Origin of the sequence: Streptomyces atriruber (assembly GCF_001418325.1) — a bacterium.
Classification (GTDB): Bacteria; Actinomycetota; Actinomycetes; order Streptomycetales; family Streptomycetaceae; genus Streptomyces; species Streptomyces atriruber.
Window position 1 is genome coordinate 1 of sequence record NZ_LIPN01000262.1, and the last position, 20,246, is coordinate 20,246.

A 20,246-nucleotide genomic window follows, 5' to 3' on the forward strand; every position below is an offset into this window, starting at 1 on the left:
AACTCGCCCTGCGCAGCCGCCGCCTCATCGACACCGCCGCCTTCACCCCACGGGCCACCCCCACCTGCCCCTCCGCCCCCGCCGAGATGCACCCGGTGGTCCAGCTCTTCCTGGGCCGCTACCTCGCCGACGACGCTCTCGAACGCATCCGCTGCACCGCCCGCACCGAACCGGGATCCCGGCGCTGCCCGCACCCGGTATTGAACCCGCAGACCCCGGCCGGAGCCTGGAGGCTGCTACCCCTCGGCCATGAACACGACGCGGCCGCCACACCGACCCGGCTGCTGGCCGTCTACGACCTCACCCGGGCCCCAGCCGCTGAACAGCAACGCTGGCGCGCCCAGCTCTGCCCCCGACACGCCGCCACCCACCCCGACCTGAACAGGACCGGCTGGCAGGTCTTCGTCCCTGACCGGCACGCCGGCCACATCCGCACCCGCCTCCCGCACACCGACGGCCACACTCCGGCATGACCACAAATCGCCCTCACCCGGTCGCTGACCTCCGGCGAACTCCAACGGGCCGCCCGCGCCTGGCCGCTGGCCGCCGACCCCACACGCCGCCACCTCATGGCCCTCTGCCGTGCCAACAGTCCCGACCGGGCCGCCCGCCGCCTGCGCCAGGGGCTCGACGCCCACCTGCCCATCGACGTGATCACCACGCACTACCCGGATGTGCACGGACAGCTCCTGCTCAACGTCCGCCTCCCGCCGTCCGTGCACGCCACACTCTGTGCCGATGCCCGCCGTGCCGGACACGCGCCCGGCCGCCACCTTCAACTCGCCCTGCACCGAGCCCTGGCCGACCACGCCCGCCAGGAAGACCGCCGCATCGACGAGGCAGTGCGCCACCTCCTGGGCGGCACCACCCCCGCCCGGCTCCTGGCCGCCGTCGCCCACGCCCTCACCTCGCCCCAAGGACCCACCGAGTGAACCCCACCGACGAACAGACAGCCGCTGCCGACGCATTCAGCAACGGCGAGCATCTGTCCCTGCAGGCCGGCGCCGGCACCGGCAAGACCAGCACCCTGGCCCTGCTCGCCCACAGCACCGGCCGCCACGGCCGCTACCTCGCCTACAACCGCGCCATCGCCGCCGACGCACGCACCCGCTTCCCCGACACGGTCGCCTGCAAGACCGCCCACGGCCTTGCCTTCGCCGCCGTCGGCCACCGCTACACCCGCCGTCTGAACGCCCCCCGCCGCCCCGCCTGGCTGACCGGCCAGGCCCTCGGCCTGACCAAACCGCTACGCATCGGCACACGAGAGGTCTCCCAACGCGCCCTGTCCAACGCCGCCCTGCGCACCGTCGCCCGCTACTGCCACACCGCCGACACCACCCTCACCAAGCACCACGTCCCGCGCCTGCGCGGCCTCGAAGACCCCGGCCACCACGCCGAACTCGCAGACCACCTCGTCCCGTTCGCCCAGCGGGCCTGGATCGACCTGCAGCACTTCGACGACAGCGCCGTCCGCTTCGAACACGACCACTACCTCAAGATCTGGGCCCTCACCCGGCCCCGCATCGACGCCGAGTTCCTCCTCCTCGATGAGGCCCAGGACACCAACCCCGTCGTCGAACAGATCTTCCTCGCCCAGCGCGAGCACGCCCAGCTCGTCATGGTCGGCGACTCCGCCCAGGCCATCTACCAGTGGCGCGGCGCGAAAGACGTCATGAGCAGCTTCGAGGGCCGCCACTTCTCCCTCACCCAGTCCTTCCGCTTCGGCCCCCGCCTGGCCGCCGAGGCCAACCGCTGGCTCTCCCTCGCCGGCGCCGCGCTCCGCCTGAGAGGCACCGAGGCCATCCCCACCGAACTCGGCCCCGTGCAGCGGCCCGACGCGGTGCTGTGCCGCACCAACGTCGGCGCCATGGCCCAGGTCATGCAGCTCATGTCCGCCGGGCACCGGGTCGCCCTGGTCGGCGGCGGTCAGGGCCTCAATCTCCTCGCCCGGGCCGCCCAGGACCTCAAAGAGGGCCGCCCCACGCACCATCCCGAACTGGTGCTGTTCACCTCGTGGGGCGACCTGCAGGACTACGCGACCCACGACCCCGGCGGCCGCGACCTACAGCCGCTCGTCGACCTCGTGGACACCCACGGCCCGGACGCCATCCTGGCCGCCGTCGCCGGCCTTGCCCCCGAAAACAGCGCTGACATCACCGTCTCCACCGCCCACAAGGCCAAGGGACGCGAATGGGCGTCGGTACGCATCGCCGACGACTTCGGTCCCCCCGCACCGCCCGCAGACGGTCCGCAGCAACCCGCGGCGCCACCCGCAGTCGACGACGCCGAGGCACGTCTGGCCTACGTGGCCGTCACCCGCACCCGGACCCGTTTGGACCGCGGGGGACTGTGCTGGATCGACCACTCGACCAACGGCACCCCGTCGCCCCTCTTGTGCTGAGCCGAGGCCTGTGGCCGGGGGGCCACCGGGACCTCGCGCAGACCAGTGACGCGGGCGTCTGCGCTGCCTCGACAGCAGGAACGCGACAACGGCGCCAACGTCGGGTGATCCTGTGCGGTCCACTGCCTGGGCAGTTCGGAACCCTCTGCTCGCGCACATGCTCCTTTTGAACGGCAGCGGACAGTCCCGCTCGTCCTGCGGCTGCGTTATGCGAGGACGTGGCGGCTCTGTGCCGGGCAGCCGATGCGGTGCGTCAGATACCGGCTGTCGAGCTCTTCAAGGCGCCCATCAGCGATGGAAGATTGAGGTGGACCGACGCGCGTGGCGCACTGAGTGCTTTGTCGGCGCTCTGGAGGAAGGTGCCGGTCTTCTTCTCGGCGACGACGTGATCCGCGTAGCCCGCGGCACAGGCGAGGAAGTACAGGTCGTTGAGGTCGTTGTTGACCCACACGTCCGAGGCGTTGCGGAGCCGAGCCTGGAGGACCTCCAGCACTCTGCCCGTGAAGGGAAGGCGACTGAAGAATTCCACCAGCTTCTCGGGCTGGAGGAATGTCAGTGTCTCCGCCGGAGAATGGCCTGCCAGCCGTCCTGCCTGGGCCAGCTCCATTTTGAGATCGTTCAGCATGTACGCAGCGGCGACCAGACGCATGTCCCGCTCTGCCGGGTGCTCCCGCAGTCCCTGGGCCAGCTGCGACGCGGCATCCGCCCACCCCGCGACCACCGTGTTGGTGGCCTCCTGTTCGTCCTGCGGGAGGCTCTCCTCGAGCAGCAGACTCGCCCACGTGGCCCGCCAGACGACGTCCGTAATTCCCGGCGTGGCTGTCCCCGTCGGGGCTGCCGCGTCCGGACTGTCGATTTCGAGTGGGTAGTTGGAGAAGGGCGACTGTGGTGCGGTCGTGAAGACATGCTCCGCGGTCAGTTTCCGCCCGCTGAAGGCACCGGCGAGCTCATGCAGGCGCACGACCAGGGGACTGAGCATGTGCCACCCGTCGTACGCCTCCAGCATGGCCCTCGCGAGGTCATGGCGACGCTCCTTGGTACCGGCGTGTGCCGTCTCGACCAGGTGGGCACTGGACAGCGGCAGGCGCACCGCCTTCTTTGCGGCGAGCTCCCACAACTCCTCGGCTGCCCGGCGCTCTTCATCACCCTGAATCTTTTCTGGTGCAACACGTGCCCGAGCCATCGTGACCCAGTGGTTCTGATCCAAGTAGATGACCTCGGCCATCACACCCCGCCTTCGAAGAGCCTCGACGCCACGCACAGCGTCGACCTGCACAGACCAGACCGCTGAGGACGACCACAGGTTGTACAGACACCACGCGAGGAGTTCTGTACGGGGCTTGCGATAGTTCGCGGGTGCCCCCTGCTGGTTCGGCGGTCTACGGGCGGGCAGGCCTCGCGGCTCCAGGACGGCTCCCGCTCCAGGCGGGGGCGACGCAGGAGAGGAGCGCCTCAGGGCCGTCCCCTGTCGGCCGACGCAGACGGCGGAGGCCAGGACAGGGGACGGCCCCCACCGTGCGTGCATGTGTGCCCTTGCGACGCGGGGCTGCTATGACACCCCTCAGTCGGGCAGCTGGGCGAAGGCCATGAACCCGGCCTGGGTCACACGCTCCTCCGCCAACGGGGTGAGCGAGCCGTCGCCGGCGTTGACCCGGTAGGAGGCCGCGGCCGCCGTGGTTGTGGGCGGCCGCGGCCTGCAACTTGGTGATACTGACGGTCTCTTCCGGGGCAAGGCGGGCGAGGACGGCGTCGGCGTGGTCTCGGCAGGCGCTTGCAGGCGGACCGCGGTACCGGGAGGTGCTCTATTCCGTGGGCGGCCCGCTGACGATGTACGTGTGGAATTCCTTGCCCTCGGGCCAGCGGCTGATGACGGCCTCAATTTCAGGCGAGCGTCTCGGAAGTGCCTCGGAACGCAGAAATGCACCGATGCACGCTACCGAGTCCGCGCACGCGAGCATCGCGTCGGACCGGATTTCGGAGTGGCTGCGTTGATCGCCTTGCGGGCCGATGGAGGCATACAGGGCGTTGGACGTGAGGCGGGCCCTCAGCCCCGCGTCGGGGAGCCATTGCGCGTGCAGCTGCACCGTGGCGTGGTGCTGCAGCTTGGTGTGCTGGTATTCGCTCAGCTCCTCCTCCGAGGAGGTGTGCGCACCTTTGCGGAGGAGCTGTTGCAGGGCCAGGAGTTCGGTGAGCAGGTGCTGCGCCGCCTGCGTCGCTTCGCTCCGCCGTTGTGCGAGTGAGGCGGCCCGCGTGGTGTGCCGTTGCTGGTAGACGATGCCGCAGAAGGTGGCTCCGGCGCCGAAGGCGACTCCTGCAAGGCCGATCAGAGCTCCCAGTACGGAAGAATCCATGTGGGGATGTTCGCATCACCCGCCTGTCAGGAACGGCCTGCCTCGGCAGACCGGTGCGCTTCAAATCGGGAGCGGGCCAGGGCGCAGGGCGCCATGTGTGCAGCGCGCAGTGGGACTGCCTACGGCCCCAGTGGTCGGCGGAATGTCGGGCCGGCGGCCTGGTCGTACTGCCGGATCACGAGATGCCGGCCGGAATGGGTCTGCTGGATCTGGGCGCAGTGAGCGACCACCGTGCCCAGAGATCCTTTGCGTCCCGTTCCGAAGCCGAGGAGTTCCCCGGTGTCAGCGTCATGGACGCGGTAGTGGATGTCTTCCTTCAGCTGGGCGGCCACGGTGAGAGGCTCTCCCCGCCACGTGTCGGCCATTGTCTTCCCTCCTGTCACGTCGTTGTCCGCAGAGCATTCCGGCTACGAGGCAATACCCCACGGGGCAGCGGGACTCCCGGCGCCGAAGAGGCTGTCGAACCGGTGGGTGTCGGTCGCGGGTATCAAGAAGTACGGTGCCCCGGAACCGGCGATACTGTGAGGGCCCTGCCGCCCTGTGGTGAGGACGTCATGGGGCGTCAGCACGTCGAGATCGTCGAACACGTAGTACACCGGGAGCAGGGTCCAGGCGACGAGCTGCGCGTGGGCGTGCACGGCAGCTCGTTCGACGGCGTGTCGGCCCGTGCTCCTACTGGTCATGCGGGTCTTGCAGTCGATCAGCGCGAGATCGGTCTCCTTGGCGGCGATGAGGTCGGGGATCCACCGGATGAAGCTGTCGGTCTTTCGGAGGGCGTCCTGGATCTGCTCGGTGAGGAGCCCCTGGCCCCAAGGGCTGACGTCCCACCCACGCATTGTGAGTTGCTCGGCGACGTACTGCTCGTGGGCGTCTCCTGCTGCTTTCCTCTGCTGAAAGCTCGTCATGGCTGCAGTGTGGCCCACACCCTGAAATGCCTAACTTGGCGTGGTGTGAACCCGGACAGTCTCACTCCGTCTCAGTAGTTCTCACTGTGTCCGGGGGAGTCCGTGGACGTCCGTGTACGTGCAGCCGTGGTCCAAGCAAGTTGGCTGAAAGGCGTCTACGAATCCGGCCCGGTGGGGAGCGAAATCGTCAGGTGCACTGCGCAGGCGAGTCTCGGACACGTGCCCCGGTGTACCAACTGATCACCAACTGGTCGCAAGCGTCGGACCGTTGCATGAAGCGTTCTCATATGACGTTCTGCGTCGGGGATGGTGAAGCAGTTCGTCGTAGCGGTCCACCTCAACCGCGGTGGGGAATGGAGCTCAACCGGCCCCTGCACGCCATCACGCTCATCCGCCAGGGGCGGCCGGGCCCTGCCCGCCCGGCTGCAGCCGGGCGTTAACATCAGCCGATCACGGCGGGGCGGAAGTAACAGCGGACGGTGGATGAATGGACAGCACACGCGTGCTCACACAGGTGCGGGTCACCGGCCTGCTGGGACGGTTTACCCATACCGTCGACTTCCCTGGCGCAGACGAGTTCGTGATCGTCCATGGGCCTAACGGAGTCGGTAAGACCATGCTCCTCGATCTACTCACGGCCGTCGCCTGGCGCTGTGACATCCCCAAGATGCTGCACATCCCGTTCCGTTCACTGGAGCTCTCCTTCAGCGACGGCGCTCGACTCACTGTCGACAGGCTTCCCGCCCAGGACCTCAACGGCCTTCTTCTCTCGAGTGGGGACACGCCGGACAGCGAATCCGTCGAGCTCGCTCGCCTACTTGCCTTCTCCCTGTACAGCACGCCGAATGCCGACCCCGTGTGCTGGTCCTTTCCGTTTGTCGGCGCCTACGAGACAGGTGCGGCACGCCAGACCGTGACACGTTTGCTGCAGGACCTGGGTGCAGCAGACCGCAGCGCCATCGAGCGGTTTGTGAGAAGAGACGCCGTGTCTTCCCGGGAGGAGGAGTGGACGGCGTCTCAGATCTGGAACCTTGTGGAGCACTACCGAGGCGCCCCGAGCCCGGGCGCGACCCGTCTGACGGACACGAGTGGGATGCCGCAGCAGATGCAGGAGTTCCTTGCCGCGATCACGGTGCACTCGATCGACACGCACCGGCTCCTGGGTCTGTCCGCAGTGCAAGAACGTTCGGGGAACCTGGGCAAGCGCCCCGTGCTGACGAAGGTCGAGGAGTTCGCCCGGGACCTGGCGCGCCGCCTGGCCAGGGAACTCGCCGAGAACTCACGCACCTCGCAGGAACTCGACCGCACCTATCCGCAGCGGCTCCTGCGTGCTCCCGTCACCGACGTGAGCGAGCAGGAGATTCGAAACCGCTACGTCGCACAGAACGACCTGCGCCGCCGGCTCGGCGATATCGCACTGGTCGACGAGCGCACCAGCGTGATCGACATTCCCGAACGCATGGAGGACTGGCAGCGCGCCGTTCTGTGGACCTACCTGGAGGACACGGAGGACAAGCTGGCGACGTTCCACGACATCCTTGAACGGGTTTCCCTGCTCCAGGACATCGTCAACAGCCGGTTCTTGTTCAAGCACCTGGAGATCGACCGCGAGCGCGGCTTCCGCCTGGTCAGCGACGAGGGGCAGGAGCTCGACCTCGCCTCACTGTCCTCCGGCGAGCAGCACGAACTGGTCCTCGTCTACGACCTTCTGTTCAACGTCAGTTCCGGCGCCCTCGTGCTCATCGACGAACCCGAGATCTCTTTGCACGTGTCCTGGCAGAAGGGCTTTATCGCCGACCTGCGCCAGATCGCCTCCCTTGTCGAGTTCCGGACCATCGTAGCCACCCACTCTCCTCAGATTGCCGGTAAATGGGCCGACCGGATGGTCGTCCTGGGCCCGGCCGTGGAGTAGCCGCCCGTGTTCGACCAACTCGACGCCGACGACCTGTACACCGAACTGGTTATGCAACGCGCCAACGACGCACGCGCCTTCATCCTGGTCGAAGGTGCCACCGACTGTGCCGTCCTCGACCGCTTCCTCGACACCAGTTCCTTCACCACCGTCCCCGCCCACGGCAAGGAACGCGCCGAGGGCGCGGTCGAGCGTGTACACAGCGGCACAGGGCTCACCCACGTGTACGCCGTCCTGGACCGGGACTGGGTAGGCCTGCTCGAAGAGGGAATGGACCACCACGCCGTGGTCTACACCGACTTCTACGATCTCGACGCGTGCATCTTCTTCGCCCCGGACGTCTACCAGGGCCTCGCCGCCGGCTTCTGCACCGACCTGAGCTTCCGGGCCGGCGCGCCCGGCTGTACCCCGGACGACATCACCAGGGCGTGCACCGACCTCGCCCTTCCTGTCGGGGTCCTGCGCTACCTCTCCCGGCGCGATGGCCTCGGACTCAACCTGAGGGACTTCCCGCTGAGCCAAGTCGTCGAGAACGCAGCACGCGTCGATCTCGCGAAACTGGTCGACCTCGCCTGCCGGCGGGCCGGAAAGGATCCCGTCGACTACGGAGACCTCGTCCCGCGCCTGCGCACGGAGACGCAGAGAGTCGCAGACGCCGCACCGCACCGCTACTGCTCGGGCCACGATCTCGCCAAGGCCTTCGCGCTCATTGCCAGACGCCGGTGGGCCTCCAAAGCGGGACACGACATCATCGAACGATCGGCCCGAGCCGCTCTCAGCCACGACGCCTTCGCTCAAACCAGCATCTACAGCGACTCGCGGCACTGGACAGCGAGTGCGGGCAGGACCGCCTGGCGCGCACGGACCGCGCCCGCGTCGCCGCCGGAGGGGGCACCGACAACGGAATCCCACGGAACGCAGCTTCCCCGCCAGGCAGGGTCGGCCACGCAGGCCCCCACTCGGCACTGAACCACCCAGGCCTGCCGCACAAGCAGCCGCGGGACATGGTCAGGCCGGATGCCTACCGTGGTGCCGCCGTTTCCGAGGGAAACCGGATTGTCAGTACCCGCCGATATCGTTGAGCCAAGTACGGACTACTGAGGCCCGTGGGGGGTCTAGTGAGCACGGTAGTCCCGGTAAAAGGGGAGGCCACCCATGGCCAAGTCAAAGGTCAAACTGACCATCAACGAGAAGGCCTTGCAGAAGGTAGCCAACGATGCCGCGCGTACGCTGGCGGCCAATCTGAGTCGCGAACTCAACGCGCTGAAGCCCAAGTTCGTAGGCAAGCCTGTGGACGAGGTGAAGAAGGCGGTCCAACACACGTGGGCCCGCCACTCCGGCGGCGGCAGCATCACGGATCCGGAGCTGACCGAGTTCGCCGAGGCGATTCAGGCGGGCAACCAGGTCGATGTGAACGCCGCATAGAGCAACACGGCCTCCGGCCCGATCCTCTCGGGCCGGAGCTCCGCCGGTGCCGCGCCTCGCGTGCACTCCCCACTCGACCACCAGCAGCGAGTCCACGGGCAACTCCCGCCCTCCCTGCTCGAGTTCAGCGCGGAGCTCATCGGGGGAGACGCCCTGAGCAGCCGCCCCTCAGATGGAGAGCCCCGCCGCCTCACCGGCGATGCCACCCCCAACTGGCGCGGAACCTGCCCAAAGGGCGAGCGCGCTGATGTGTGACCGGACAATTCCGCGCACGCACCTCGGTGAATCCTTAGCCTTGATGCGTGGCTGACAACCGACCGCCCGGCACGCTGGGCCTCGATCTCCGCAGCCCCGGGGCGCGTCCATGCGGCCTGTGCGGTGCGGCACGCAGGATGACGGTCGCGCACGTGCCACCGCAGGCCGCCGGCAACCGGGGAGTGGTGAGGAGCGCGCTCGTGCGCCTGCACAACGGGACGCTGGCCAACGGTCGAGCCGACGCAGGCGGAATGTGGCTGCGTGCGCTCTGCTCCGACTGCAACAGTCTTGCTGGTGGCCTGTACGACCCGGCCTACGCGGACTTCGCCCACGAGGTCTTCACCCGGATCAAGCCCGGGCAGCGGCTGGCCCTGCCACCAGTCCGCGTAGCTCCCGGGCGTGTGGCGCGATCGATCCTGATCGGCATGTTCGCCACAAGTCCTCATCTCCGTGCGATGTTTCCCGAATTGGCCGACGGCCTCAGTAGCCCTCGTAGTGCCCTGCGCATGCCGGACGGCGCAAGCCTGCGACTGGCACTGCACCTCACCTCCTATACGCGGCTGTCCGGCATGTACAACGCCGTCAACTGGGACATCCCCAACGGGTACTACGACACCTTCTCCGAGGTCTACTTCCGTCCCTTCGCCTGGACGCTCACCCCCAACGACCGGGTAGGGGCGCGCGTGGGCCCGTCTGTGCCCGAGCAGCAGGGCTGGGCCGTCGTCGACGGATGGCTGAGGTACGGCGACGATGTCACGGCGATGGACCTGCGGAGGCTGTGTCCGTCGCTCCTTCCGGTGACCCGGCATCCCCTGAGGACCGGGGAGGGGCGGGAGAACTGGATCGAGTACGTCAGCGACCGGACGACCACTCTCCTCGAAGGGCTCATCCCATCAGGGCACGGTGTGCCCCGCGCTCAGATTCGACGGTCCTTCACGACTCTCGGCTGAGCGGACCACTGCGGATCCGGAACTGGTCAGTGTCGCACGCACGTTGCGGGCCGGAGAGGCCGTCGCGGCGGGGTTCGTCCCTGCCGGCACCGGCCGCGGGCGGCACGGGCCGGCAAGGGACACCGGTCAGGTCGCGGCTGCAGGCATCAGCTTTCGGACGTGTCGGAGCGTTGTTCGTCGAGGTCGAAGCCCAGCCGCTCGGCCTCGACCATGGCGTCCGTCCACAACGCCAGTGGCGTCAGCAGCGCCCATGGCTCGTCCCGCGTGGGGTCGTCGAGCAGCACGGTTTCGGTGTACCCGTCGCTCCGGTCTTCCCCGCGGGCCGCTCCGTTGCTCCAGCCGCGTTCGGTGAACCACAGCCGTTTGACGGCGCCCTCCACCAGCCGCGCATGCAGCCCCACGGCGAAGGGACGGGTGTAGGCGACCTCCCAGCCGTTGCGCTGATGGACCTTCAGCCGGGTATTGCGTGCGGAGTCCTCACAGATACCGATCTTCGCCATGGCTGGATCCGAGTTCCGGTGCACCAGATAGACGAGCCCGGGTTCTGTGTCCTTGAACCCGGTGAGTTTGCAACTGCGGGAGTTGCAGGCGCCCTGGCCTCGGTAGAGATTGCCCAGGCAGGGGTTCACCGGTGTCAGGCAGTCCATGCAGGTGCCCGCCCAGAGGGTGTTGGTGCCCTTGAAGGCGTCCGGGTCGTGCGGACGAAACCGGTAGGACAGCGCTCTGTCCCATGCCTGCTGCTTGGTCAGCGGCGTGTTAGGGGCACAGAAGATGCAGGCCCCTTGACCCCGCATGACATCGTGCAATCGCGGCTGCACCGGACAAAGGCAGCGCTGGCAGACACCTGGCCACGGCTCATCGACCCGCTTATAGGCACTCGAGGGCTCGACAAGACCCTGATCGCGCATGATGGCCACGGCCACATCCGGATCGATCGCCCGCTGGGCACAGTACTTACAGGCCATGGCGCCTCCGCGGACAGCCTTGACCAGGACCTTGATCGGCTTTCCCTGGCGCGGGCACCCCTCGTTGAGGCAGATGCTCTGCACTCGCGTCCTGTTGTTGGTGTACGGCTCAAGCAGTTTGATGTTGGCCTTGGTGATGGTTCTCGCCAACTCCGCCTCGTCCAGGCGGTACTTCTCCGCCCGTGCGCGGTCGGCGCAGGCACGGCAGCCGCGCGGCGCGTCGCCGTGTTTCCTTGCCTTCGAGGAGATGCTGTCGTACGTCGGGCCGATGTCTGCTCCGCACCTCTCACAGGTGCTGGGCCATGCTTCCTTCGCCGCGCGGAAGGCGGTCTTCGGCCGGCATCCGTTGCGCAGCATCAACTGCCGCGCCTCTTGCGGATCGACCGCTCGTCCCGACACCAATTGAGCCCCCTGCAGCGTGCCCCGCAACGTCGCAGCGACTGTACGCGTAGGCACCGACATCCCTTCCGGGCCTGCTGAATTGCTCACTGAGGCGGGCGCTGGCGGGGCTCCCCACAAGGCTGGCAGAGCGAGGCCAAGGCGGGGCCGTGACCTTATGACGCTCGGGGCGTTGACCGGATCGCCGAGCAGACCGGTGCGAGAGTCCCGGCCTGCTGCGTGTCATCTGTTGGTGCGGGTGCGCCCTGGAGAGCGTACGGACGGCAGGTCGTCGCGCGCGTTGTCCGTTTCGAGGGCGTCGGCGGGCATCTGACGGTAGGAGTGGAGGAGTTCGGCGATGAGGGCGGGGCGGACCTCGGCCGCCGTCACGAGTGCGGCCAGCACCTGCGAACGCGATGTCTGCTCCCCGGCCGCGGCCGCGGCCCGGACCAGAACATCCAGCCTCATGTCCACGTCCTCCGGCCAGTCGACCAGTGTCTTGCGTCGTGGACGCTGCCACAACAATTCCACACGTCCCCCTCGCTGACACTTATCTATATTCAATATATATTGAGCCGATGGTGACGATGCTGCAAGAGCGTTCGGAGCAGAGGGACTTAGACCGGGGTCCTGTGAAGGTTCGTGTGGCAGGTCGCACGCTGGATACGACGCCGGTGTTCGATACCTACTGGCGCTTTGCGGCGGCGCGGCAGAAGGTCTACGAGGCGCGGCTTGCCGGGGGAGCGGGGCCGTTCACGGACGATCCGATCTTGCAGCGACACCGTTTCACCAACTGCTTTCGGGCCGCCGACCGGGTCAGCCAGGACTTGATCGGCGGCGTGATCTACCAAGGTGAGCAGGAGTGGGAGGAGGTCTTCTTCCGGACCCTGCTGTTCAAGATTTTCAACAAGACCTCGACGTGGCGGTTGCTGGCCGGGGAACTGGGAGAGGTGCGGTGGGACAGCTACGACTACCGCGTCTTCGACCGCGTGCTCTCGCAGGCTTTCGCCGCAGGGCAGCGGTTGTACTCGGCCGCCTACATCGTGCCCCCGCCGCAGCTCGGCGGGGAGCGCAAGCACCAGAACCACCTGCGGTTGCTGGAGATGATGATGGCCGCGGACGCGCCGCAGCGGGTGCTGTCCGCGCCCACGCTGCAGGCGGCCTACGAGGTGCTGCTGGGGTTCCCGGCGATCGGGCCCTTCCTGGCCTATCAATTCGTGATCGACCTCAACTACGCGGCCGCGATGCCGTTTTCGGAGATGGAGTACGTCGTCGCCGGGCCCGGAGCACGCGACGGGATCCGCAAGTGCTTCGGCGCGGCAGCGGACGGGATCGAGGCGGAGGTCATCCGCTACATGGCCGACACCCAAGGCGAGCACTTCGCCCGGCTCGGCCTTTCCTTTGCCGGGCTGCGCGGGCGCCCGCTGCAGCTGATCGACTGTCAGAACCTGTTCTGCGAGGTCGACAAGTATGCCCGGGTTGCCCATCCGGACATCGCAGGAATCAGTGGGCGCAGCCGCATCAAGCAGACCTACCGGCAGCAGGCCGCCGCTATGCCGGCCTGGTTCCCGCCCAAATGGCAGCTCAACACCCCCGGCTGACAGGGGTGTGCTGCCGCACCGCCTGCCCGGCAGTCCTTATGCCGCCATGCGGCCGGTGCCGGTCAGCAGCGGACGCAGCTTCGTGACGGGGCCGTCCAGGCGGGCATGGCCGGCCATCACGGTCAGGGTCCCGCAGGCCAGTCCGGCCTGCTCGGCGATGTAGGCCAGCAGACGGCCCAGGCCGAGATAGTTGCCGTAGGCGCGCTCGAACATGAAGTGGCTGCGGTACAGGGCCGCGGCGTGCACGCGCTGGTCGCGGTCCAGCTGGAGGGAGAGGTGGCTCAGACAGGGGAAGCCGATGTAGCTGTTGTCCTTCCCGGCGGTGTGGACCAGCAGGTCCGCACCCGTCTCCGCTGCCGCACCCGTCTCCGCTGCCGCGTCCGTGTCCGCGGTTGCGGCCAGGTCGATCTCGTACCCGGCGGCTATCTTGGTGCCCGCGGCCTGGGTCTGCAGGCGGCTGATGACGGTGCCGAGCTGGTCGACGCTGTCTTTGGACGCCGCCGGGTAGGAGACCAGGCGGCCGAAGTAGGTACCGCGGTGGTTGCCCGGATACCGCTTGATCGCCGGATACATCCGCCGGTAGCGCTCGGCGAGCTCACCCGCGCCTGCGCTCCGTGCCGCCAGGGCCGCGGGAAACAGGGTGCTGGCCACGGTCTCCAGTGGCCACAACCCGAGCGCGGTGCGCAGCCGGTCCAGTTCGGCGCGGAACACCGGGTCGTCACGCGTCGGCTCGGCAATGCGCACCACCGTGTGCAGGCCCGTCCGGCCCGGGTTGTCCTTGCGGTCCAGCTTGTTGCAGGCGGCCACCCAGGCCTGGGTGACGTCGCGTTCGGCCACGGTGAAGCTGTGCATCAGTCCTCCTGACGCCGTCGGGGTGCGATCCGGGAATTGATCTTGAACTCAGGCGGGCCAGGTATCGTCCACTCCGGCACGCGGCGCCTCGCGGACCACCTCCAGCCGCACCACGGTGCCGTGCCCAAGCACCGCGACCTCGACCAGGCCCCGTTCACCCGGCGGGACCTCGTCGGTCACCACGGCGCTGGCCAGCGGCGTCGCGCCGTCACTGGTCCACGGCTCCAGCCCTTTGGGCAGGACGTCGAAGACCGCGTGGACCAGGTGCAGCACCAGCACATCGCCCGCGTCGGCGTACACCGTCTGCCCTTCGGAATGCGCCGAGATCACGTGAACCTGGGCATGCGCCAGCAGTGAGGCGCCCCCTGCCAGCGCGCTGCGCAGATCTCCGGGAGGGATCTTGGCCCACTGACCGGCCCGGCCGGCATCCAGCAGCCGGAGGTTCACCAGATGGCGCACCGTCCCGGCATACGACGTGCCCAGTTCGCGCGCCAGCCGGTAGGCGTGCTCGGGGCGGGACGGCCGGCCGCCGCAGATCCTCTCCAGCGCCGACCGCACCGCGGGCAGCGGCATCAGGAACCATGCGGCGAACGCCTCGGCCGTCTTCTCCTCCTCGGGCCAGCTGCCGTTGCCCCAGCGCAGCGCGGGATCGAGCTCCTGGTCGGCCGCAGTACGGTGGCCGAGGCGGTGGTGCCCCAACTCGTGTGCGGCCGTGTGCCGTTGGGTGACCGCGTTCAACGAGGCGTTCAGCAGCACGGCCGGCCCCGCGTCGGCAGGGGAGTAGTACACACCGAACAGGCGGGGCATCGGCTGCGCCATGCCGATCACGCCCGCCGCCCCCAGCGCCCGGTGCACGTGCACGTACCGGGCACGGTCGATCCCGAGGTCACGGTGCGCCTGGACGGCGGCGATCGACGCAATGCGGTGCGCTAAGGCCCAGTTCACGCCGTCGGCCCCCCGCCGTCGGCGCCCTGCTCCTCACGTTCTGCTGCGCGACGGAGCGTGAGGTACTCGGCGAACTCCAGCACCGTCTTGGCGTCGCCGTCGGTCAGCTGGGCCAGCGCCCGCGGCAGGCCCGCCAGCGCGTACTCGCCGGCATCGGCGTCCTTCTCCTCGGCCAGGAAATAGGCGACCGGCTGCCGGTACAGGCGTGCCAGCTTCTTCAACTCCAGGCTGTCCACCCGCCGTTCGCCGCGCTCGATGTCGCTGATCGCCGAGCGGGGGATGCCGGTGGAGTCCGAGACGAACTGCTGGGACATGTTCAGGTAGTCGCGGGTCTTCTTCAGCCGTTCACCGAGCCGCACCATCTCGGGGTCGCGCTCACGGTTGTCGGTGGGGGGAGGGGTCATGACTGCTGCCTTTCAATGATGGCGTCCAGGACCGCCGCTGCGAATGCCCGCACCGACCGGGTGGCCTGGGCTGCTTCCCGATCTGCGGGAATGGCGACGTGGTAACGCTCCTCGATGCGCGTGAGTATCTCGACCACCAGCAGCGAGTCCACGGGCAACTCTCGCCCGCCCTGCTCGAGTTCCGCACGGAGCTCGTCGGGGGAGACGCCCTCGTACTCGGCGATGAAGTCGATGACGAGCGAGGTGATGTCGTCCATGCTCGGTGTGTCCGTGTTCGGCAACTCTCCCCAATCGTCTGCATTTCCAACGGCGCCGTCGTAGCATACGACACACTGTCGGGAAAGCCAACGGGGCTGTCCCAAGATCAGACAGGTGTGAGAGTGGACTTCAAGCGCTACCAACAAGCAGCCGTCAAAACCCTCCAACCCCCCACCGAGGGCACCGACCCCGTCCTCGTCCCCCTCCTCGGCCTCGCCGGCGAAGTCGGCTCCCTGACCACCGCCTACAAGAAATTCCTGCGCGACGGACCCGCCTTCGAACAGGGCAAACACCAATTACGCGAAGAACTCGGAGACGTGCTGTGGTACGTCGCCGCTCTCGCCCACCGCTTCGGACTCGACCTCGACGACGTCGCCGCCGCCAACCTCGAGAAGACCAAGGACCGCTGGCGCCCCACACCCCACGACGAGCACACCCTCTTCGACGCCACCTTCCCCGCCCACGAACAACTGCCCCGAAAGACCTCACTCACCTTCACGCCCGCCAAGACCGACGACGGCCGCACCGTCGTCACCCTCACCCGAGAAGACGGAACCCCCGCCGGCGACCCGCTCACCAGCGCCTCCCACGTCGAAGACGGCTACCGCTTCCACGACATCTTCCACCTCGCCCACGCCGCCATCCTCGGCTGGTCCCCCGTGACCCGCTTCCTGCTGGGCCGCAAACGCAAGAGCGACCCCCGCGCCGACGAAGCCGAAGACGGCGGCCGCGCCATCGCCATCGAAGAAGGCATCTCAGCCCTCGTCTTCTCCTACGCAGCCCGCCACCGCTACCTCACCGACATCACACACATCGACCAAGAACTCCTCGCCACCATCGGCCACATGACCGCCCACCTCGAAGTGAGCGTCTGCCGCGCCGCAGACTGGGAACACGCCATCCTCACCGGCTACACCGCCTGGCGTCAGCTCCGCGACCACGACGGCGGCACCGTCCACCTCGACCTCGACCAACGCACCCTCACCGTCACCCACCCCTGACAACTGCCCCGCACACGAACATCAGCACCCACGCCACACCTGCAGCTGAATCGACAAGGCCGACCACAACTCACCGCCCCCTCCCTCGGCTTCGAAGACGCGCCCCTACTAGAAGAACCAGCGCTGCGCGGCGTGTTCGTCCATTACGGCCGTCGCGCACCCAGGGCACGCGACGATATGAACCGCGATGCCGGGAAATGAGCTTGCCGGAGGGGACCGTGGATAAAGACGGGAACGGCACCAACCATGTACACACCGCGGCCACGGCACGCCGCCGACAACGCACGTTCGTGCCGCCGTCCAAACTGAACCCCCACGTCGAGACCAAGGCCGACACCGCCCTGCTCGACCAACTCTTCTACGCGACGGTAGATGAATGCCCTGATCCCCAATGCCGCCCGCTACTCCTCGACCACGTCGCAGCCGATGCGAGGGCGACGCACGAACTGGTGACCTGGGCCTGCCATATCGCCACCGAGACGTACGGCGGGCTCCCCGCAGAACTGATAGACGAAGACGAGGCAGCGACAACCGTCTTCCACCCCTCACCCCTTTTCTGCCGGCTCGCCGCGGAGTACTTCAACCCCAAGCCGACCTTCAACGCACTGTTCGCCACGTATGACACCGCCCAGCGCCGTCAGGTGGCCGACAACGCCGTCGCCCTCGTCGACGGATTCCAGGTGTGGGGGACCGACTTCCTCTACCAGTGACCTCCCTCCCTGCCCCTGCGGGAAGATGGCCGCCGAACGCCCCTTCCTGCGCGAGTTGAGGTTGCACGCGATGCCCACCAACCCCGAGCCCGCCGCGATGACGTCCCAGACCACCCCCGCTGCCCGTCGTACGCTGCGCTCCGACCAGAAGGCGGCGGTGACCAGCGGGGCACGCGGCCTGAGGAAGCCCGGGAGCCGCGGGCACATGGTGTCCGCGTGCGGAACGGGCAAGACACTGATCGCGCTGCGGACAGCCGAAGCTCTCAAGACCCGGTACCTGCTGGTGGTGGTGCCCTCCAGGGACCTGATCGGACAGTGGGCGACAGCGGCCCGCGCGGACGGCCACACTGAGGCCCTGATGGCGGTGTCGTCACTCAACGCGGACAGCCATCCCGTGCTGGCCGCGGCAGGAGCGGCGTCCACGGGGTCGGGGGAGTACCTGGCGTACTGGCTGGCCCAGCGCGCCAAGAAGAACGAGCCGGCGACCGTGTTCGTCACCCTGGACTCGCTCCCGCGGATCGAGGAGATCCAGCACTCCGTCTTCCCCGCCCCCGTCTTCGATCTCACGATCGTGGACGAGGCGCACCGCACCGCGGGCAGCTGGGACAAGGAATGGACGATGATCCACGACTCCTCCCGCATCCGTACCGACCGCCGCCTGTATCTGACCGCCACGCCCTACGAATGGGAAGCGCCGCGCCTGGCCGAGCCCCCAGACACACGCCCGCAGCCCAAGCGGACCGCATCGACCGCCCCGACGTGGGAGTCCCCGTCCCTGATCGCATCGATGGACGACACGAAGGTATTCGGCCCCCGCCTACACACCTACACCCACGCCCAGGCCATCGAGGACGGCGTCCTGGCCGACTACCAACTCCTCGTCCCCACGATCACCGACACCGACCTGCGCACCGTCCTGACCGACCCCAACCGTACGCACACCGGCTTCGCCCCCACCGCACGCCGCACCACCGCCCTGCACCTGGCAGTCCTCAAAGCGATGACCGAGCACGACCTCAAGCACGTGATCGTCTACTTCCAACAGGTCGCCGACGCAGAAGACTTCACCCGCCAGTTCCCCCACACCCTGCGCACCCTCCCACCCGCCCAGCGCCCTTCTTGGGCAGACACCCTGTCTGTCTCCTCGATCAACGGCAACCACACACCCGACCAGCGCACGAAACTCCTGACCCGGTTCGCGAACGTCGACCGCGCCGTGATCACCAACGCCCAGGTCCTGTCCGAGGGCATCGACCTTCCAGCCGTCGACGCGATCGTCTTCGCCTCCCGCACCGAGAGCGTGCGCCGCATCGTCCAAGCCCTCGGCCGCGCTCTACGCAAACCCCCCACCATCGACGTGAAGACGGCGAGCCTGGTCATCCCCGCCTACACCCCACCCGACGCCGACCCCACCGACCTTCTCTCCACCCCCTACGAAGCCCTCTGGCTCATCACCGCAGCCCTGCGCCACCACGACCAGACCATCGCCGCCCGCGCACCCCGCAAGACCACCGCGCACCGCCTGGACGACACCACCCACCGCCTGATCAGCCGCCGCTTCCGGTTCGACTTCACCCTCGCTCCCCAAGCGATTGCCCAAGCAATGGACCTGCTGGCCTGGCCCTCCACCGGTGCAGTGCTCTCTGCGCCCCGCCGCGCGGGCCTGGCCGCCGCCACCCGCTACCACACCGAACACGGCCACCTGAAAGTCCCGGTCGACTACACCGACGCCTACGGCTACCGCCTGGGAGCCTTCATCGCCGGCCAACGCACCGCGCACCGCCGAGGCACCCTGACCCCCGACTGGATTGCCGAACTCAAGAACCTCGGCATGATCTGGGACGAGAACGAAGCCGCCTTCGAATCCAACATGACCCTCATCGAGGCCTTCCACACCGAACACGGCCACCTCGCCATCCCCGCCCGGGAACCCGGAGGCCAGTTCCTTGTCGACCAACGAGGCCTCGCCCGCAAAGGCCAACTCCCCACAACCCGCCACACGCGCCTCGCTGACCTCGACGCTGACTGGCTCCTCCCGCACGGACCAGACTGGCACCGCAAATACCACCTCCTGGCCCAACACCTGCAAGCCGGACATGACCCCGCCACACTGCACCGCGACACCGTCATCGGGCACGTCAAAATCGGCACCTGGCTACACCGCCAACTCACCACCTGGAACACCCTTAACGAGGACCAACGCCACCTCCTGACCCGCCTCAACCTCACCCCCCACCACACCACCCTGACGACGAAGAAGACCACCACAGCCCCCGCCACGCCCAACACTCCCAAGGCCAGGAAACGCCGTTCCTTCGAACAGACCGCCACACTGCTGCGCGCCTTCGTGGAACGTCACGGCCGTCCTCCTGGAGCCCGGGAAGGGATCGAGGTCGACGGGGAGCACGTGATGATCGGGCCCTGGCTCTGCAAGATCCGCACCAACCAGAGGAGCGGTCAACTCTCACGAAAGAGAGCCCAGTTGATCCAGAGCATCCTCCGCGAAGCCAACATCGTTTCTCCCGAAGAGGAGAGCCCCGAGTTCTCAGAGATCACGTAACTTTTTGGCCCGTTATCCTTCTAAGGAAGCATGCCGAAAGCGCTACCGCAGAGACCCTCGATGGGGAAGCCGCTCAGGTAAGGGGACGGCCCACATCTTGAGCGCGAGAGCGTTCGGGTCACCCTGTGAGTCAGTAGACCGAAAACCCTCCGGACGGAACCGAGACCCCAACCCTGTTGCTAGCTCGAGGAGTTCGCTCCGCGAACTCCGTTGAGAGAGACCGCGGAGCGGGGTCTCTCAAGCTCGGATCGCGAAGCGAACCGAGCTCCGGCCGCGGAGCGGCCGGCCTGCGTCACGGAGTGACGCAGCGTCAGCGATGCGGAGCATCGCCATTCATCCGTCGCGTAGCGACGGCGCGTCGTCTTCGCGGAGC

Annotated in this window: 20 protein-coding genes and 1 pseudogene; 11 read left to right on the plus strand and 10 right to left on the minus strand. The window is 67.8% G+C overall.

From position 1 onward, the window contains the following. The 3 genes and pseudogenes from AOK03_RS25935 to AOK03_RS25945 all read left to right on the plus strand — a co-directional run. Positions 1 to 473 (plus strand): annotated as a pseudogene (locus AOK03_RS25935) (DUF6083 domain-containing protein); the annotation flags it as partial. Positions 474 to 569: 96 nt separating this feature from the next. Next, positions 570 to 932, plus strand: coding sequence for a hypothetical protein (locus tag AOK03_RS25940; RefSeq protein ID WP_341845824.1), 363 nt, complete (start codon positions 570 to 572; stop codon positions 930 to 932). Beyond that, positions 929 to 2,401 carry a UvrD-helicase domain-containing protein gene (locus AOK03_RS25945; protein ID WP_055567762.1) on the plus strand — a complete coding sequence of 491 codons (1,473 nt, stop codon included), beginning with the start codon at positions 929 to 931 and terminating at the stop codon, positions 2,399 to 2,401. The genes AOK03_RS25940 and AOK03_RS25945 overlap by 4 nt, the downstream gene beginning before the upstream one ends. A 253-nt stretch (positions 2,402 to 2,654) precedes the next feature. Here AOK03_RS25945 and AOK03_RS25950 read toward each other — a convergent pair whose 3' ends face one another. The 4 genes from AOK03_RS25950 to AOK03_RS25965 form a co-directional block, all read right to left on the minus strand. Continuing rightward, complete coding sequence (locus AOK03_RS25950; protein ID WP_157869083.1) at positions 2,655 to 3,626, minus strand: hypothetical protein; 972 nt, start codon at positions 3,624 to 3,626, stop codon at positions 2,655 to 2,657. A gap of 577 nt (positions 3,627 to 4,203) precedes the next feature. After that, complete coding sequence (locus AOK03_RS25955; protein ID WP_055567764.1) at positions 4,204 to 4,752, minus strand: hypothetical protein; 549 nt, start codon at positions 4,750 to 4,752, stop codon at positions 4,204 to 4,206. A gap of 119 nt (positions 4,753 to 4,871) precedes the next feature. Next, the gene (locus AOK03_RS25960) at positions 4,872 to 5,084 is read right to left on the minus strand and encodes a hypothetical protein (RefSeq protein ID WP_157869084.1); all 213 of its coding nucleotides are present in this window, start codon (positions 5,082 to 5,084) and stop codon (positions 4,872 to 4,874) included. 75 nt (positions 5,085 to 5,159) lie between these two features. Then, a complete protein-coding gene (locus AOK03_RS25965; protein WP_055567766.1) occupies positions 5,160 to 5,657 on the minus strand; it encodes a hypothetical protein in 498 nt (165 codons plus the stop codon). A 487-nt stretch (positions 5,658 to 6,144) separates the two neighbouring features. On the opposite strand from AOK03_RS25965, the gene AOK03_RS25970 reads away from it, so the two are divergent. The 4 genes from AOK03_RS25970 (at position 6,145) to AOK03_RS25985 (ending at position 10,199) form a co-directional block, all read left to right on the plus strand. Beyond that, positions 6,145 to 7,569 (plus strand): AAA family ATPase, encoded by a 1,425-nt coding sequence (locus AOK03_RS25970; RefSeq protein WP_079074963.1) that lies wholly within the window; start codon positions 6,145 to 6,147, stop codon positions 7,567 to 7,569. Between the two features lie 6 nt (positions 7,570 to 7,575). Beyond that, positions 7,576 to 8,538 (plus strand): hypothetical protein, encoded by a 963-nt coding sequence (locus AOK03_RS25975; RefSeq protein WP_055567768.1) that lies wholly within the window; start codon positions 7,576 to 7,578, stop codon positions 8,536 to 8,538. Positions 8,539 to 8,724: 186 nt separating this feature from the next. Then, positions 8,725 to 8,994, plus strand: a complete 270-nt coding sequence (locus AOK03_RS42780) for a hypothetical protein (protein ID WP_055567769.1) — start codon at positions 8,725 to 8,727, stop codon at positions 8,992 to 8,994. Positions 8,995 to 9,296: 302 nt separating this feature from the next. Then, on the plus strand, positions 9,297 to 10,199 hold the full coding sequence (locus AOK03_RS25985) for a hypothetical protein (protein ID WP_157869085.1): 903 nt from the start codon (positions 9,297 to 9,299) through the stop codon (positions 10,197 to 10,199). Between the two features lie 146 nt (positions 10,200 to 10,345). On the opposite strand, the gene AOK03_RS42785 is transcribed toward AOK03_RS25985, so the two are convergent. Together AOK03_RS42785 and AOK03_RS26000 are read right to left on the minus strand one after the other, a co-directional pair. Then, a complete protein-coding gene (locus AOK03_RS42785) occupies positions 10,346 to 11,593 on the minus strand; it encodes a hypothetical protein (protein WP_157869086.1) in 1,248 nt (415 codons plus the stop codon). Between the two features lie 192 nt (positions 11,594 to 11,785). After that, positions 11,786 to 12,010 (minus strand): hypothetical protein, encoded by a 225-nt coding sequence (locus AOK03_RS26000; RefSeq protein WP_244177749.1) that lies wholly within the window; start codon positions 12,008 to 12,010, stop codon positions 11,786 to 11,788. Positions 12,011 to 12,120: 110 nt separating this feature from the next. Here AOK03_RS26000 and AOK03_RS26005 point away from each other — a divergent pair, with 110 nt between their 5' ends. Next, positions 12,121 to 13,143, plus strand: a complete 1,023-nt coding sequence (locus AOK03_RS26005) for a nucleotide kinase domain-containing protein (RefSeq protein WP_208609597.1) — start codon at positions 12,121 to 12,123, stop codon at positions 13,141 to 13,143. A gap of 36 nt (positions 13,144 to 13,179) precedes the next feature. Here AOK03_RS26005 and AOK03_RS26010 read toward each other — a convergent pair whose 3' ends face one another. From AOK03_RS26010 to AOK03_RS26025, 4 genes are read right to left on the minus strand one after another with little or no spacing between them, the layout of a single operon-like run. Continuing rightward, entirely contained in the window at positions 13,180 to 13,995 is an 816-nt protein-coding gene (locus AOK03_RS26010; RefSeq protein ID WP_055567774.1) for a thymidylate synthase family protein, read from the minus strand. Positions 13,996 to 14,043: 48 nt separating this feature from the next. Continuing rightward, on the minus strand, positions 14,044 to 14,940 hold the full coding sequence (locus AOK03_RS26015; RefSeq protein ID WP_055567775.1) for an ImmA/IrrE family metallo-endopeptidase: 897 nt from the start codon (positions 14,938 to 14,940) through the stop codon (positions 14,044 to 14,046). Next, positions 14,937 to 15,344, minus strand: a complete 408-nt coding sequence (locus AOK03_RS26020) for a helix-turn-helix domain-containing protein (protein WP_055567776.1) — start codon at positions 15,342 to 15,344, stop codon at positions 14,937 to 14,939. Before AOK03_RS26020 ends, AOK03_RS26015 begins: the two co-directional genes overlap by 4 nt. Continuing rightward, the gene (locus AOK03_RS26025) at positions 15,341 to 15,601 is read right to left on the minus strand and encodes an acyl carrier protein (RefSeq protein ID WP_055567777.1); all 261 of its coding nucleotides are present in this window, start codon (positions 15,599 to 15,601) and stop codon (positions 15,341 to 15,343) included. Before AOK03_RS26025 ends, AOK03_RS26020 begins: the two co-directional genes overlap by 4 nt. 123 nt (positions 15,602 to 15,724) lie before the next feature. Between AOK03_RS26025 and AOK03_RS26030 the strand changes: the two genes are divergently transcribed. From AOK03_RS26030 to AOK03_RS26040, 3 genes are all read left to right on the plus strand, one after another. After that, positions 15,725 to 16,603, plus strand: a complete 879-nt coding sequence (locus AOK03_RS26030) for a nucleoside triphosphate pyrophosphohydrolase family protein (protein ID WP_055567778.1) — start codon at positions 15,725 to 15,727, stop codon at positions 16,601 to 16,603. Positions 16,604 to 16,821: 218 nt separating this feature from the next. Next, positions 16,822 to 17,313: a hypothetical protein gene (locus AOK03_RS26035; RefSeq protein WP_244177750.1), complete on the plus strand. Its 492-nt coding sequence runs from the start codon at positions 16,822 to 16,824 to the stop codon at positions 17,311 to 17,313. 25 nt (positions 17,314 to 17,338) lie between these two features. Beyond that, on the plus strand, positions 17,339 to 19,873 hold the full coding sequence (locus tag AOK03_RS26040; protein ID WP_341845825.1) for a DEAD/DEAH box helicase: 2,535 nt from the start codon (positions 17,339 to 17,341) through the stop codon (positions 19,871 to 19,873). Positions 19,874 to 20,246: the final 373 nt, after the last annotated feature.